At 29.2% G+C, this 15,508-nt stretch carries 16 protein-coding genes and 1 pseudogene; 9 read left to right on the top strand and 8 right to left on the bottom strand.

Annotation, left to right across the window (positions count from 1 at the left end; all coding sequences use genetic code 11):
- The coding region (locus tag HUU89_RS06305) for an RNA-guided endonuclease InsQ/TnpB family protein (protein WP_175301290.1) at window positions 1-263 on the top strand (263 nt) is incomplete at its 5' end.
- Window positions 264-413: 150 nt separating this feature from the next.
- Window positions 414-743, top strand: a pseudogene (locus HUU89_RS06300) (nuclease-related domain-containing protein); the annotation flags it as partial.
- Window positions 744-777: 34 nt separating this feature from the next.
- Here the strand turns inward: HUU89_RS06300 and HUU89_RS06295 are convergent.
- A complete protein-coding gene (locus HUU89_RS06295; RefSeq protein ID WP_175301288.1) occupies window positions 778-2,091 on the bottom strand; it encodes an MATE family efflux transporter in 1,314 nt (437 codons plus the stop codon).
- A gap of 74 nt (window positions 2,092-2,165) precedes the next feature.
- Between HUU89_RS06295 and HUU89_RS06290 the strand changes: the two genes are divergently transcribed.
- Window positions 2,166-2,783 (top strand): Crp/Fnr family transcriptional regulator, encoded by a 618-nt coding sequence (locus HUU89_RS06290; RefSeq protein ID WP_175301287.1) that lies wholly within the window; start codon window positions 2,166-2,168, stop codon window positions 2,781-2,783.
- 19 nt (window positions 2,784-2,802) lie between these two features.
- Here the strand turns inward: HUU89_RS06290 and HUU89_RS06285 are convergent, their stop codons facing one another.
- Together HUU89_RS06285 and HUU89_RS06280 are read right to left on the bottom strand one after the other, a co-directional pair.
- Window positions 2,803-4,023 (bottom strand): OFA family MFS transporter, encoded by a 1,221-nt coding sequence (locus HUU89_RS06285; RefSeq protein ID WP_175301286.1) that lies wholly within the window; start codon window positions 4,021-4,023, stop codon window positions 2,803-2,805.
- 19 nt (window positions 4,024-4,042) lie between these two features.
- A complete protein-coding gene (locus HUU89_RS06280) occupies window positions 4,043-4,819 on the bottom strand; it encodes an SDR family NAD(P)-dependent oxidoreductase (RefSeq protein WP_147580710.1) in 777 nt (258 codons plus the stop codon).
- 144 nt (window positions 4,820-4,963) lie between these two features.
- Here HUU89_RS06280 and HUU89_RS06275 point away from each other — a divergent pair, with 144 nt between their 5' ends.
- Complete coding sequence (locus tag HUU89_RS06275; protein ID WP_032090949.1) at window positions 4,964-5,803, top strand: MerR family transcriptional regulator; 840 nt, start codon at window positions 4,964-4,966, stop codon at window positions 5,801-5,803.
- Window positions 5,804-5,830: 27 nt separating this feature from the next.
- Here HUU89_RS06275 and HUU89_RS06270 read toward each other — a convergent pair whose 3' ends face one another.
- Window positions 5,831-6,322 carry a hypothetical protein gene (locus HUU89_RS06270; RefSeq protein ID WP_032090948.1) on the bottom strand — a complete coding sequence of 164 codons (492 nt, stop codon included), beginning with the start codon at window positions 6,320-6,322 and terminating at the stop codon, window positions 5,831-5,833.
- Window positions 6,323-6,441: 119 nt separating this feature from the next.
- Between HUU89_RS06270 and HUU89_RS06265 the strand changes: the two genes are divergently transcribed.
- Window positions 6,442-6,825 carry a PAS domain-containing protein gene (locus tag HUU89_RS06265; RefSeq protein WP_147580709.1) on the top strand — a complete coding sequence of 128 codons (384 nt, stop codon included), beginning with the start codon at window positions 6,442-6,444 and terminating at the stop codon, window positions 6,823-6,825.
- Between the two features lie 12 nt (window positions 6,826-6,837).
- Here HUU89_RS06265 and HUU89_RS06260 read toward each other — a convergent pair whose 3' ends face one another.
- Window positions 6,838-7,665 (bottom strand): D-alanyl-D-alanine carboxypeptidase family protein, encoded by an 828-nt coding sequence (locus tag HUU89_RS06260; RefSeq protein ID WP_175301285.1) that lies wholly within the window; start codon window positions 7,663-7,665, stop codon window positions 6,838-6,840.
- Window positions 7,666-7,672: 7 nt separating this feature from the next.
- Entirely contained in the window at window positions 7,673-8,851 is a 1,179-nt protein-coding gene (locus HUU89_RS06255; RefSeq protein WP_175301284.1) for a CapA family protein, read from the bottom strand.
- 78 nt (window positions 8,852-8,929) lie between these two features.
- Here HUU89_RS06255 and HUU89_RS06250 point away from each other — a divergent pair, with 78 nt between their 5' ends.
- A complete protein-coding gene (locus HUU89_RS06250) occupies window positions 8,930-9,661 on the top strand; it encodes an acyl-[acyl-carrier-protein] thioesterase (protein ID WP_175301283.1) in 732 nt (243 codons plus the stop codon).
- A gap of 74 nt (window positions 9,662-9,735) precedes the next feature.
- On the opposite strand, the gene groL is transcribed toward HUU89_RS06250, so the two are convergent.
- Complete coding sequence (gene groL, locus HUU89_RS06245) at window positions 9,736-11,349, bottom strand: chaperonin GroEL (RefSeq protein WP_117346220.1); 1,614 nt, start codon at window positions 11,347-11,349, stop codon at window positions 9,736-9,738.
- A 14-nt stretch (window positions 11,350-11,363) separates the two neighbouring features.
- Window positions 11,364-11,624, bottom strand: a complete 261-nt coding sequence (locus HUU89_RS06240) for a GroES family chaperonin (protein ID WP_032090942.1) — start codon at window positions 11,622-11,624, stop codon at window positions 11,364-11,366.
- 183 nt (window positions 11,625-11,807) lie between these two features.
- On the opposite strand from HUU89_RS06240, the gene HUU89_RS06235 reads away from it, so the two are divergent.
- The 3 genes from HUU89_RS06235 (at window position 11,808) to ypdE (ending at window position 15,505) form a co-directional block, all read left to right on the top strand.
- On the top strand, window positions 11,808-12,416 hold the full coding sequence (locus tag HUU89_RS06235) for a hypothetical protein (protein WP_175301282.1): 609 nt from the start codon (window positions 11,808-11,810) through the stop codon (window positions 12,414-12,416).
- 142 nt (window positions 12,417-12,558) lie between these two features.
- The gene (locus tag HUU89_RS06230; protein WP_175301281.1) at window positions 12,559-14,466 is read left to right on the top strand and encodes a BglG family transcription antiterminator; all 1,908 of its coding nucleotides are present in this window, start codon (window positions 12,559-12,561) and stop codon (window positions 14,464-14,466) included.
- Entirely contained in the window at window positions 14,459-15,505 is a 1,047-nt protein-coding gene (ypdE, locus tag HUU89_RS06225; protein ID WP_175301280.1) for an aminopeptidase, read from the top strand. Before HUU89_RS06230 ends, ypdE begins: the two co-directional genes overlap by 8 nt.
- Window positions 15,506-15,508 lie beyond the last annotated feature (3 nt).

Raw genomic sequence — 15,508 nt, 5'->3', positions numbered from 1 at the left:
GCAATGGAAAAGCGACCTTTGACAACGGTTATGGAATGTTTCTTAATATGCTTGATTACAAGCTTAAAGAAAGAGGTAAATATTTTGTAAAAGTTGACAAGTGGTACCCTTCTAGCCAAATCTGTCATTGCTGTGGAAGTGTAAAAAAACTCGACCTAAAAGACCGAGTTTATACATGTGATTGTGGCTATACTGGAGACAGAGACCATAATGCAGCAATCAACATACTTACAGAAGGATTGAGGATTCTTCAGTCCTTATAGATAAATTATAAAAGTAGGCTTGGGACGAGCCAAACTTATACGCTTGTGGACACTGTGTAAGACCTATAATGTATTGTCATTAGAGGCTGTAGTGGTTGAAGCAAGAAGCTCCGACTTCTAAACGAAGTGTAAGTCGGGGTAGTTCACGTAAAGAATTTTAGTGGCAAACTTGTGGGAAATGAAGATGATCAATATTGGAATAAGTATAAAATAAGTAGAGGAAACAAAGAATATATAAAAGAAATAAGAAATCCTATTAAACAACTAAAAAGAGAAATATATTTGTTAAAGGAATATTTGAAGTATTATGGTGTTGATTTATGGATAGAAGGTTATGTTTTATTTGTAAATATGAATAGTCCAGTAGAAAGCGAATATACTGTTAATGATAAAAATGAAATAGATGATATTTTACATTTAAGAAGGAATCAAGTACTTACAAAAAATCAAATTGAAAAGATTATAAGTATTTTAAAATAAAGAGATGTCTTATATAGTACAAGACATCTTTTTGTTATTTATATATTTTATATAAAATAAGTGCAATGATTGCAGTGATAATATCCGCAATCATTTGACTACTAATAATACCATAATATCCAAAAATATTTGATAAAAGAAGAAAAATTGCAAAAACAATACCTTGTCTACCTATTGAAAGTAATAATGCAGGAAGTGCTTTTCCTTCTGATTGAAATAAAGTTGTAAAGACAAGAATAATCCCTACACAAGGAGAAGATAAAAGCAAAAATCTTAACATCAATGTTCCAGCTTGAATAATAGAAGGATCATTCATAAATATTTTAATAAATGATGATGTAAATAAAGCTAAGATAATAGATGTAATAACTGCAAAAGTAATTTCTACAAATAAATCAAACTTAATAATTTCTTTTAAACGTTTAGTATTATGTGCACCATAATTATATCCAAGTAAAGGTTGTGTACCAAAAGCAAAACCAATCATGACAAGTAAAACAATCATATTGATTTTTAAAACAATTCCCATAGCTGCTACTTTGTCATTTCCATAAGTAACTAAATAATTGTTTGTCATCGCCATCGCAAAGCTAGACATTAAATTTGTAATAGAGGCGGGAATACCAATTGTAAAAATAGAAATGACTTCATTTTTAGTAATATGTGTATGTTTTAAAGAAATTGATAATTTCTTACTTTTCTTTAAAGTAAGATAAATAAAAACAAGGTCAGATGCAAAATAACCAATAATGGTTGCGATAGCTGCACCACCAGCTCCCATGTTTAAATAGAGAATAAAAATAGGATCTAAAATCATATTGATAATTGAACCAGTAATTGTTCCAATCATTGATTCTGTAGCTAATCCTTCTGTTCTCATGAGATTACTAGGAGTCAAGGAAACGATAATTAAAGTTGCTCCTAAAGCCATATAAGTATAATATTGGCTGGCATAAGGAAGTGTTGCTTGATTTGTTCCAAGGATTGTTAGAATTGGTTTTCTAGCAATCATCATAATAAGAGAAACTAAGATACCACAAACAATAGCTCCATAGAAACAAAAACCACTGACGTTCTTTCCTTCTTCATCTTGTTTTTGTCCAAATAAACGAGAAATAACAGAGCTACCTCCAATACCAAAGATGTCTCCTAAAGCTATCATTAAAGTAAAAATAGGCGCACATAAAGAAACACCAGCAACAAGATTTGTATTTTGTGTCTGTGCTACAAAAAATGTATCAACCATATTATAGACTAAAGAAATAACCATGCTTAATACAACAGGTAAAGCAAGTTTAAAGTATGCTTTAGATATAGGCACTTTTTCAAATAAATCATTATTATTCATATAAATCTCTCTCTTTCTAGGGAAGTATAACAAAATGATTTGTCAATTATTGTGACATGTGTCACAATAGAGGTATGAAAAAGATCTATGATAAAAATTTAATAAATAAAGTAAAAGAAGAATATAAAATAGACAATTATTTTTCTAAGGAATATGAATTTATAGGGATTGAATATGAAGAAGATGAAACAATGATCAATCCTTTAGAAAAAACACAATATATTCAATTTGTATTAGAAGGAACGTTATTGATTTCTTTTATTGATCAAGAGGGAAGACAAACTGTAGTTTCTCAAAGTGAAGAATTATGTATTTTAGGTGATATGGAATTTGTTGATGATTTAAATCCGATGTTTTTTGCGGAAGCAAAAACAAAGGTCAAAACGTTGGCGCTATCTTTAAAAGATAATAAAGAAAAGCTTAATCAAGATATAAAATTTCTACATACACTTTTAAATTCAATCGCTTCTAAATTAAAACAATCATCAACCAATCAATTTGTTTATCAAAGTATTGAAGAACGTTTTTTATATTATTTGAAATATTATTGTTATGGTTCATTAAAAAGCATTGAAGAAGCCACAAATTATCTTCATTGTAGTCGAAGACAATTACAAAGAATCTTAAAGAAGCTTTGTGATGAAGGAAAAATGATTAAAGAAGGTAAAGGAAAGTATAAAATAAAGGGGTGAAATTTTTCACCCCTTAAAATTAAGCATTTAACATTTTGTTAGCAAGTTTTTTAGCCACAACGACTAATAAAACAGCAACTGCAGCAAGAATAGCTGAACCAATGAATCCCATCACATAAGATCCTGTAGCATCAAAGAAACTTGCGGAAATCTTAGGACCAACGAAAGCCCCAATACCATAACCAATAAAGATCAAACCATAGTTTCTATTATAATATTTAGAACCAAAGATTGTTTTAACCATTGGTGCGAAAACAACAAGTAATCCACCAAATGAGAAACCAACTAAAGCAATACATGCGACAAAGTATGCAAATGAATGAGCTACTGTTAGCATAAGCATTGAAATACCATTTAAAATCAAGACAAGAATTAAAGAACTCCATCCTTTTAACTTATCATAAATAACACCAAATGATAAACGACCAAACATATTAAATAAAGTCATTAAACTTACACATAAAGCCGCATCCATCGCTGATAAACCAATTTGAGTTTGAGCAATTGGTGATGTTGCAGAAACCATCATTGTTCCAGCAGCATTAGCGAAAATAAACATTACTAATAATACCCAGAAGATTGGAGTTTTAACCATTTGAGGAATATTATAATCTTTTGTATGTAATTCTTTGCTTTGTTGTGCACTTGGTACCCAACCTTTAGGAGTCCATCCATCAGGACAAGGAACAATCATCCAAGCAACAGCTCCAACACCGATTAAGAATACAACACCTAAAATTTTACAAGCCATTGGTGCTCCAAAGTTATCAATTAACATTTGAGCGATAGGTGACATAATGAAAGGTCCACAAGCAGCTCCAGCTTGAACTAAACCAGAGATAGAACCACTTTTATCTGGGAACCATTTTAATGCTGTTGGTAAACATGCAGGATAAATTGTTCCAGCACCAGCACCAGCAATGACACCATAAGCAATATATAAGAATGGAATAGATGAAGCAAAACCAGTTAAGATCCATCCTCCAGCAAATAAAACTAAACCAATATAAATAGCTACTCTTGGTTGTAATTTTTCAGCTAAAATACCACCAAGGAAACCTACTGCACAGTAGATAAACATATAAATTGTGTATGCCATTGAAAAATCTGAATTACTCCATCCAAATTGATTACAAAATGGCAAACAGAATAAACTAAAGAAGGCAGTGGCAGAAGTGAATAAACTTTGAATCCAAACTCCTGCAAAAACACGCCAACGTGTTGCTTTTGTAATTTTCATATTCTCTTTTCTCCCTTTATTATTGTAAAGTACCTAAATCAAGTGGTACACCTTGTCCATTAAATTTACCAGCTTCTCTACTAGTTCCTAACCAGTAAACCATACTAGCGATATCTTCTACTTCAAGGAATGGAACTCCTGCATACATTTCTTCAACAGATTTGAAATCTTTACCAGTTAAATCATTAATGAATTTAACATAATCCATTGTTTCACACATTGGAGTTTTAACTTTAGTAGGACATAAAGCATTAACAATAATTCCTTTAGAACCCACTTCTTTAGCAAGAGTTTTAGTTAATCCTAAAATACCCCATTTACTCATACAATAAGTAGCTAATTGAGGAGTACCATATAAACCAGAAGTTGATGAAATATTAATAATACGACCAAATCCTTGTTTTAACATATATTGAGCAGCATATTTATCAGTACGCCAAGTACCAATTAAGTTAATATCCATTACTTTTTCAACTTGTTCATCAGTTAATTCCCAAGTATAACCGAAGTTAATAACACCAGCATTAGCAATCACAACATCTAAACGACCAAATGTTTCCCATGCTGAAGCAAATAATGCTTCCATATCTTCAGTAGAAGTAATGTTTGCTTTTTTAGCTAAAACTTTTGCTCCTTTTGCTTCACAATTTGCAATTGTTTCTTTAAATGCTTCATGAGATGGCTCTAACATATCAGCCAAAACAACATTAAATCCGTTTTCAGCATATTTGTAGGCATGAGCACGACCTTGTCCCATTGCTCCACCTGTAATAAGAACAACTTTTTTTTCTTCCATAATTTTTCTCTCCCTTTGTTATTTATTTAACATCACATGTTATTTTTTTAACAAAGTCATTTTAAACTCTCAAACGATTTGAGAGTCAAGGGGGTAAAAAAGTATCAAATAAGGTCAAAAAAGAGGAAAATATGTTATAATTTGGTGAAAACTTTAAAACAATTTGAAGGTTGGGGGATTATGTACAATACTTATACAATAGGAGAACTTGCTAAAATACTAGGAATTACAGCTGAAACAATTCGTTATTATGAAAGAAAAGGAATCATTGCGCCCATCCATGATCAAGAAACAGGATATCGCTATTATACAACTTGGGATCTTCATATGCTGATTCGTGCACGTTGTTATCTTGGCTTTGGATTATCAATTGAAGAAACAGCGGGAATACTCCAAAGTAAGTCTTTAGAAGAAATTGATGATTTATTAGAAGAACAAGAACAAATCATTCAAAAGAATATTATTTATCAAATGAATTTATTAAAAAGACTACGTACCAATCGAAAACTCATTAGTCGAAGTGAAAACTTAAACTTTACTTTACAAAAAAGACCAGGAATCTATCGTATTGATACACAAAAATGTTATACGATAGATTTAAAGAAAGAAGAACGTGAAGAACTTAAAGAATTTTGTCAAAAAATACCATTTGTTTTTTCTACGGCACTTTTTCCTAAAGAACATATTGAAAATGAAAATAAGGAATTCTACTATGGAATAGGGGTAGAGGAAGAATTTGCGGGAGTACTTGATATCAAGGAAAGTGAATATGTTCATTACTATCCTGAACAGTTATGTCTTTATATGTGCGTTCCTTCTCGTTCGAGTCAAATACTGACATATGAGGTTTTACAGCCCGCCTTTGATTATATGGAAAAAAATAATCTCCAACTCGCAGGAGATGTGATTTCTCAAGTGGTTTCAATGTGGAAACCAGAAGAAGAATATTTTAATTATCATAATATTTGGATTCCCATCAAATAAAAAAGCAATTTCGACCGAAATTGCTTTTTATCTTGTTCTTTGTAATGATTTTTTAAGAATAGAATCATCGATAAAGCGAATATATGTTTCTAATGTCTTTTGTCCATAAGTAAAACGTAATTTTGTTTTCTTTGGATAAGTGACTCTTTTAATTTTTCTATAATCAAATAAAACACGACCAATTAAAACTTGTTTTTGTCCAAAGAAAATAATCCATTGAATCATTAAATAGAAAACAAAAGAATAAATTGTGAAAGCATTTAATGGTAAATAAACACTATCAACATCGCCACTTAATAAATGCGTAATCATGTAATAAATACAATAAACAAGCATTACTAAATAAATAACAATAATGATTGCATAGAATATTTTTCCTTGCATGTTTAAACCACAAACCATGGTATCATCTTTCTTCTTTGTTTTAATAATTGTAGCTACGAAATTAATGACAAGATAAGTAATCCACACTAAAATAACAGCTACTAAAATAGGTAATAAATATTTTAAATCTCCCATAAAAGACGCTCCTTTAAATAATTACCTTATTATTATACAAGAAAAAACAAAAATAGTATAGTAGGAAAAATACCTATTAATAAGGCAAATATGTTACAATGATAAAAAAGGAGAACACAATGGAAATTACAAAGGAAATATTAGAAAGTATTTTAGATGCTTATAGTTATGAAATTGTTTTTGTTGATCGACAACATATTGTGCGCTATATGAATAAAACAGCTAAAGAAAGATATGGTGAGCGTGTAAAAATCAATCAAAGTTTATTTAATTGTCATAGTGAAAACTCTAAAGTTAAAATTGAAGAATTTTTAAAAAGAGCCGATGCTGGTGAAGATGAAATGTTTGAAACTTATAATACTAAAACAGGTGAAAGAGAATTCTTTGTACCTGTTAGAGATTCTAATAAACACGTCATTGGTTATTTTGAAAGACATGAGATGCCTTGGGATGAAAGCAATCTTAAAGTTCCTGTAACTGAATATTGGAAACATAGAAGATAGCTTTGCTATCTTCTAATAGTTTCTAGCATAATATTCATCAAAAGTTAGACCACTTTTTTCTATTTTTTGGGCTAGGTCTTTTCCTACATAACGAATGTGCCAAGATTCATAACTATACCCTGTTAGTTCCTCTTTATCTTTTGGATAACGTAAGATAAAACCATAATTACTTAGTTGACTTAAAAACCAAGAATATTGAGGGTGATTTTCAACTTCTTCATATTTATATTGATCTAAAGCAATATCTAAGCCTAACCCCGTTGTATGTTCACTATGACCAGGACGTGAACAAGTTTCATCTGCTCTTTCTACACTATAAGTTTCTACCATATGGTTATAAATTTCTTTTTGCCAAACTGTTGAACGATAGCCTGAAGTCACATACAGTTCAAAACCTTTATTTATACAAGCTTGTTTTAAAGCTTGAAAATCATCATAAACCACTTTTCTAGCAGTATGTTTACTATAAGAACTTCCATAAGTACCTGCGTTTGTATTTATTTCAACAAGATCACTCGGTTCATAGGTTTCATCTAATTGATAATATTTATTAACAATTGTATTTAAATCATTAGGATGTTCTTGTTTGATGATTTTTCCATAAAAATCAAAATCACGATTCATATTTACAAGTGTAATAACTTCTTTTTTACTTAGATCTTGGTGTGCTTTTTGGTAGGTATCATATCTTTCTTTATATTCTTGATGATAAAAACTTATTTCAGGTGTTTGTTTCTTTTTTACCATTTTTACTTCCTGAGTATTCTTTTTAGGAAAGAAAAAAACAATACCACCAACCATACAGATTATTAATATTAATAGACTTATTCTTTTCTTCATATAAACCTCACATTTCTATATCAATATCATCATTACTAATCATTTGTTTAACATAATTTTTGAATTCTTTAATGATATCAGCTTGATCTTTTAAAATACTATGTTGACTAGCAAGAGTAGAAGTATATTCTTTAAGTGAATAAATAGTTACAACATTATCATTATAATGATTGACAAGAGGAACATATTGAATATTTTCAATACTGATTTCATCTTCTTTTTTAACAAAATCCAAACATACCATTCCTTCTAACTGATTATAAACATCTTTCATCGTACTTAAAAAATTACCTAAAGAATAAATAACAAGTGTATGATTGATTTTTTCAATAGGTTGAATTAAATGAGGATGATTTCCAATTACAACATCAACACCTAAATCAGCAAAATAATGAGCATATTCTTGTTGTAAATCAGATAATTCACTATGTCCTTCTTTACCCCAATGAACAGCTACAATAACTACATCACTTTGAGCTTTAGCGTTGTTTACATCTTCTTTAATTTGTTCCTTATTTAATTGTCCTAATATATAAGGATACGTTTTTAATTGTTTTTGAATAGATTTATAGTTGGTTGTTTCATTAACACCAAAAGTATAAGCTAAAAGACTAAAACGAATTCCGTTTTTTTCAATGACTCTTATTGTTTGCCGGTCTTCTTGATTTTCATATAGCCCAGAAAAGAGAATATCGGAATGTTGTTTCCAAATATGTGCAGATGATATCAAAGCATTTTTTCCTAGATCCATGGAATGATTTGTAGCACTAGAGACCATATTAAATCCTGTATCTTGTAGATCATCAATTAAAGATTCAGGAGAATTAAAATTAGGATAACCTTTAATTCCATAAGAATCACCAGCAATCAAAGTTTCTTGATTAATATAAGCTAAATCACGATCAGAAATATATTTTTTTATATTTTGATAACAAGGTTTAAAATTATAAGTTGTATCATTTCCCTGTTTTAAGGCATATTGATAAACATTTTCATGGATAATATTGTCTCCTACTGCAACAAAGGAAACAGTAGGGTAGGATGTGTTTTTTTTATTTTTTTTATGTATTGTTCTAGGTTGGATAGGAGTAGAATAATAAGAAAATATAAAATAAAAAAATAAACATAGTGTTATTAAGAAAGTGATTGAAACAAAGAATATTTTTTTCTTATTTATTTTTTTCATATATTTTCCAGCCTTTCCTTTTGATTATAAATATATTATTATTAATTTAATAAAAAATAAACATTTTGGAGAAAAAAAATGAAAAATAGTGAAACATGTGAACGATATGAAATAGAATACCAAAACGCCGATTATTATGGTGAATATAAATATGCGGATTTATTATCAAAGCTTTCTAATCTTGCAACTAAAAATGCGATGGAAATAGGTTTGTGGAAGGAAAATTTTAATGGAAAATATGGTTGGGTATTAGTTAAGCAAACAGTTAAATTAAAAAGACCACTATTAGTAGGAGAGGAACTGATAGTTTCTACCCGTGCTAAAGGGGAAAGAAAAATTCAATATTTTAGAACCTATGATTTAAAAATCAATGATGAAGTTGTAGGAGGCATTTATTCTATTTGGACATTAATAGATATTGAAAAAAGAAGAATTGTCAGACCACAAAAAGTAGGAATTACAATTCCTGAATGTGAAGAATATTCGAGTTTTGTAGAAAAATACGAGCCGCTTTTAGATATAGAGACTCAAAAAGTTCAAACAAGAGAAGTCATGTATAGTGATATTGATTTAAATAAGCATATGAATAATGCAAGATATCTTGAATGGGTCATGGATCTTCTTCCTCAAAACGTATTAGAAAAATATTTTATTGGAGAAATGACAATGCACTATCAAAAGGAAATTGCTCCAGAGAGTATTGTGGATTTATATTATGGGCAAGAAGATGATCATTTTAAAATAGAATTTAAGATTGCAGAACAAATACATTTTGTTATATCAGGAAGATTTAAAGAAAAGAAAGAATAATGGATAAAGTTATATCATAATATACTAAGAAAAAAGTGATTCTCATTTAAAACAAGAATCACTTTTCTTATCTATTAATACATTGCAGGAGTTGGAACTTCGTTTTTAGAAGTATCTTTTGCATCGGCAATACCTGCTTCGGTTGTAATGAATAATGAAGCAATACTGCAAGCATTTAATAATGCGCTACGAGTGACTTTAGTTGGATCAATGATTCCTTTTTCAAACATATCGACCCATTGTCCATTTTTAGCATCAAAACCATAATTCTTTTGCGCAGTTTTTTGGCTTTCAACAATATCTTCTGCATTATATCCAGCATTTTCAGCAATTTGTTGAATTGGAGCAAATAAGGCTTCCATGACAATATGAATACCTTTTTGAACATCTACATTATCAGATTTTAATTGAGGTTTAACTTCTTTATATGCTTCTACTAAAGCAGCACCACCACCAATAACAATACCTTCTTCAACAGCGGCTTTAGTGGCATTTAAAGCATCTTCAATACGTAATTTCTTTTCTTTTAATTCACTTTCAGTTGTTGCGCCAACTTTAATTGTTGCCACACCATTTGATAATTTACCCAAACGTTCTTTTAATTGTTTTTGATCATAAGAAGAAGTTGTTTTCGCTAATTGATTTTCAATACTTTCAATACGTTGTTTTAAATTATCTGATGGATTATTACCAGCAATCATTGTTGTATGATCTTTTGTAACGATTACTTTTTTAATTGTTCCTAATTGATCAAGAGTAACATCTTTTAATTCCATAGAAATATCTTTATTAATAAAGGTACTACCAGTTAAAGCAGCAATATCTTGTAATAATTCTTTTTGGTTATCTCCAAATCCAGGAGCTTTTGTTGCGACAACATTGAATGTTCCTCTTAGTTTATTTAAAACAAGGGTTGAAATAACTTCGTTTTCAAAGTCATCAGCAATTAATAATAATGGTTTATTACTTTGAACGATTTGTTCAAGAATTGGAAGAATTTCTTGTAAATTATTGATTTTATGATTTGTAATAAAGATATAAGGATTTTCCATTTCAACAGTCATTTTATCATGATCTGTGACCATATAAGGAGAAACATATCCTTTATCATATTGCATACCTTCATTGATTTCTAAGACGTTGTCAAAACTATTAGATTCATCAACGTTGATAATTCCATTTTTACCAACTTTATCCATTGCTGAAGCAATCAATTGCCCAATTTCTTCATTACCAGCTGAAATAGTCGCTACTGAAGCAATATCTTGACTTGTTTCTACTTTATGTGAATTTTTCAAAACAACATCAGCAACTTCTTTACCTGCTTTTTCAATACCTTCACGCATTAAAACAGGATTAGCTCCTTTATCTACAGCTTTCAATCCATTCACGATCATATTTCGAGCAAGAATAGTTGCTGTGGTTGTACCATCACCTGCTACATCATTAGTTTTATTGGCTACTTCATATACAAGTTTAGCACCCATATTTTCAAATTTATCTTCAAGTTCTATTTCCTTAGCGATACTTACACCATCATTTGTAATTAATGGAGAACCATAACCTTTATCTAAGACCACATTACGTCCTTTAGGACCTAATGTGACACTTACCGCATCCGCTAAAACATTAACACCTTTTAACATTGATTGACGTGCATCATTTGAAAATCTTACTTCTTTACTCATAAATATCTGCCCCCTTATTCAAACTTAGCAATAATATCTTTTTCATCAATAACAATATAATCTTGATCCTCAACAGTCACTTTCGTACCTGAATATTCTTTGTAAATAACACGATCATTTTCTTTTAATGATGAAGTACATTCATCACCAACGGCAATGACATTTGCAATCGAAGGAACTTCTTTCTTTTCAGTCGATAAAACAATTCCACTTGCTGTCTTATTTTCTTTTTCTTCTTTTTTTATTAATACAAATTTATGCAATGGTTTAATCATACTATTCACTCCTTTAGCACTCACCATATCCTTGTGCTAATTTGTATTATAGACTCTTATGTTAACTGAATATGAATTTTTTAGCATTCTAGCAAATCAAGTGCTAAACATAGTTACAAAAAAGTGCCTACTTTACCAAATAAAAAAGATATTTTAAGATGTTGATGAAAGGAAGGATAAGAAATGATTAATAAAGAAAATTGGAAAGAAAATTATACACATATTTCAAATGAAGTTATTGATAATGAAAAGGTTTTAAGAGTTGTTAAAAGTGGAAAGATTAATGAATATGATGAAAATACGTACGCTAAATTAGTTGATTCATCATTTCATAATGGAATTATTGAAGTAAAGATGCTTAGTCGTTTATTAAAAGAGGCACCAGATTTTGCGAGAGGATTTATTGGTATTGCATATCGTATTCATGAAGATGATACAAAATTTGAATCATTTTATGTAAGACCTACAAATGGTAGACAATGTGATGACCCGGTAAGGAAACAACATGGTTGTCAATATTTTTCTTATCCAACCTATACATTTGCCTATTTTAGAGAACATGACATTACAAAATATGAAAATCAAGTAGACATTGACTTAAATGAATGGATTAGTTTAAAAGCGGTGATTGAAGATGAAAAAGCAATTTTCTATTTAAATGATGATCTTCAACCATTATTAGTGGTCGATCAAATGATTCATGATAAATCAATGAGAGGAAATATTGGTTTCTTTGTAGATATTGGAACAGAAGCTTTCTTTAAAGATTTAAAAATTACTTATTTTGATTAAAAGATAATTTCTAGAGGTCTAATAGCGTTAGACTTCTTTTTTGATGAGATTAGGAAAATTATTGCATTTTTAAATGTAGAAGGTTTCCTTTTGACAAAATTTTAATTTGATATAATAAAGATAGAGGAAGGTGGAAATACCAATGAGAATGTATCTAATTATGAAAGATTTTATAAATTCAAATATATATCTCTCACTAGATTACTTTGTTCAAAAGTATGATGTTTCAAAAAGAACGATTCAAAATGATTTATCATACTTAATGCGTATTTCTCCTCGAAAAGGTTTTACATTTCATAACAAAAGAGGTTCTGGATATCTCTTAGAAATAACAAATGAAGAATTATTTAAAGATTTTATGGAAAGCTTAAATGAAGGTATTTATTTTCAGGTTAAAGAAAGACCAGCACAAATTTTAGCTTATCTTGCTATTCAAACTGGATATATTTCTATGAATAACATTGCAGATACTTTTCAAGTATCTAAGACTGTTATAAAGCATGATATGAATGATGTTGAAAATCTAGCAAAGAATTATCATTTTGAATTAGAAAGAAAAACACATTATGGTATTTTGTTACGTTATGAATTGACATCTTTTAAAAAGTACTTAGTTGAAGAATATTTAAATCAAAATGTTTTTATTCAAACGGCAGTAAATGATGTTATTGAAGAATTTAATGACATTGAACAAAAGTTAATTAGACAGTTGAATAAAGAAGGATTGAAAATCAACTATAATGAACTTTTAAATGTGATTGAGTATTTAAAAATTGTTATTTATATTGCACACAGACAAGATGAACAAAAAGAGGAATTTATTTTTGATAAAAATAATGAAATTCATCGAATTGTTGAATTCTTAGTTGGAATATTAGAAAAGAAATATGCTATAGGATTAAGTAAAAAAAGCATAGAAGAGATTTTAAAAGTTTTACAAAAAAATATAAAAAGAGAAATAGGTTCAATATCTTCTTTTACAAATTATTTAAAAGAAGACATTGAAGAATTTATAAAACAAATAGATGAAAAATATGATACGAAATTTCTTGAAGATGAAGACTTTAAGAAAATGTTGTTAACACATGTTTCATTATTAATAGATAGATTACATAATAAAATTTCATATCAAAATCCATTAGCCAATGAGCTAAATATTACATACCCAATGATGTTTAATATCGCTCTTCAATTTTGTAGCATGTTACATGAAAAATACAACGTTGAAGTGACATTTGATGAAATTGGTTTTGTAGCGATGCATTTTGCATCACATATGGAAAAGGAAAAACAAGGTAAATTGTTATCTTATAATCGTATTGGAATTGTTTGTTCATCAGGTGGTGGAAGTGCTTATATGATCAAGATACAAATTGAATCATTATTTCCTCAAGCAGAGGTACAAACATTTTCATTTTTACAACAAGATGAATTAAAAACATTTCAACCTGATTTAATTTTTACAATCATGCCATTATCTCAAGAAATCAAGGCACCAATTATTTATATTAAAGAACTACTTGATGATAGAGATTTAGTTAAGATTAAACAAATTTTACAATGTGAAGAATATGATCCTTATACTTTGATTCAAGATAATCCTATGTATTATTCATTCTTTTCTAAAGATTTTTTTAAATTTATAGAAGCAGATAGTTATGAAAATATTATTCGGATGATGGGACAGGAATTAGAGGAAAAAGGGTATGGTAAAAAAGGCTATACTGATTTGATTTTTGAACGTGAATCGTATGTAAGTACTATTTATACAAATGGAGTTTGTATACCCCATCCACTTGAAACAGATGCACTTAAAAATATGATTTCTGTAGCTATTTTAAAGAAACCATTTGTACAAAATGGCAAAGAAATAAAAATAGTTTTTATGATTTGTTTAAAGAAAGATCAAGTTGAAATGTATAAAGTAATAACTAAAAAGTTATATCGTTTAATGCAAAAGAGTAATTATGTTGAAATGTTAACGAAGGTTGATTCTTTTGAAGAAATGATGAATTTAATGAAAGAAATAGGAGGTGGAAATAATGAATAGTGAATTACTAAAAGAATTGAGTAATGCTGATAGTGTAGCATCAGTAGAAGATGAAGTAAGATCGATTCTCTATCGAGAATTAGCAAAATATAGTGATGAAGTTTTTAGTGATCGTTTAGGAAGTATTATTTTTCATAAAAAAGGGACTTCACCAAATCCTTTAAAAATCATGTTTTGTGCTCATATAGATGAAGTAGGTTTTATGGTAAGACATATTTCTGATATTGGTTTTGTATATTTAGTAGCTTTAGGTTCAGTTTTAAATAAAAGCAAAGAAATGCAAATGGTTAGAATTACGACGCAAGATGGTAAAAAAGTGGAAGGCTTATTAAATGTGATTAAAGATAGCAACGGTAACGTTAAAGAAATGTACGTTGATATTGGAGTTGATAGTGCAGATGAAGTAAAAGCTTTAGGAATTGATGTTGGTGACATGGTTTGTTTTGCTAGTGAAGCAAGACAGATTCAAGATAAAGTGATTGCTGGCAAGGCAATGGACGATCGAACAGGATGCTATGTCATGATAGAAGCGATGAAAAGAATTCATGGAAATGTTGAAAATGATATTTATTTTGTAGGAACAAGTAGTGAAGAAGTTGGTGTAAGAGGTGGTAAAACAGCGACTCATCTTATTGATCCTGATATTGTTTTTGCACTTGATGTTGCGAATAATCCAGAACTTGTTAAAAACTATACGAATCATCGTTTAATTGGTAAAGGGCCAATGATTGTTCATTATGACAAAACTCTTTCACCAAATAAAAAATTGATTAAATATGTTAAAGAATTAGCCAGTAAACATGGAATACCTTATCAAAGCGATATGTTCGGTGGAGGAGGAACAGATGCTGGAAATGCACACTTAGAAAAAGGTGGACGTTTGGCACTTGTTTTAGGAATACCACTTAGATATTGTCATGGATCTTATTCATTTGTTCATAGTGATGATTTAGAAAGTTTGACACAGTTAGTTAACTGCTTAATAGATCATTTGACATATCAAGATTATCAAAATTTTATTAATTTTATTGGAGGATAAACA

Origin of the sequence: Faecalibacillus sp. H12 (assembly GCF_013361255.1) — a bacterium.
GTDB classification, from domain to species: domain Bacteria; phylum Bacillota_I; class Bacilli_A; order Erysipelotrichales; family Coprobacillaceae; genus Faecalibacillus; species Faecalibacillus intestinalis.
The sequence above is the reverse complement of the archived record's forward strand: the minus strand, read 5'-3'. Positions and strand labels throughout refer to the sequence as shown.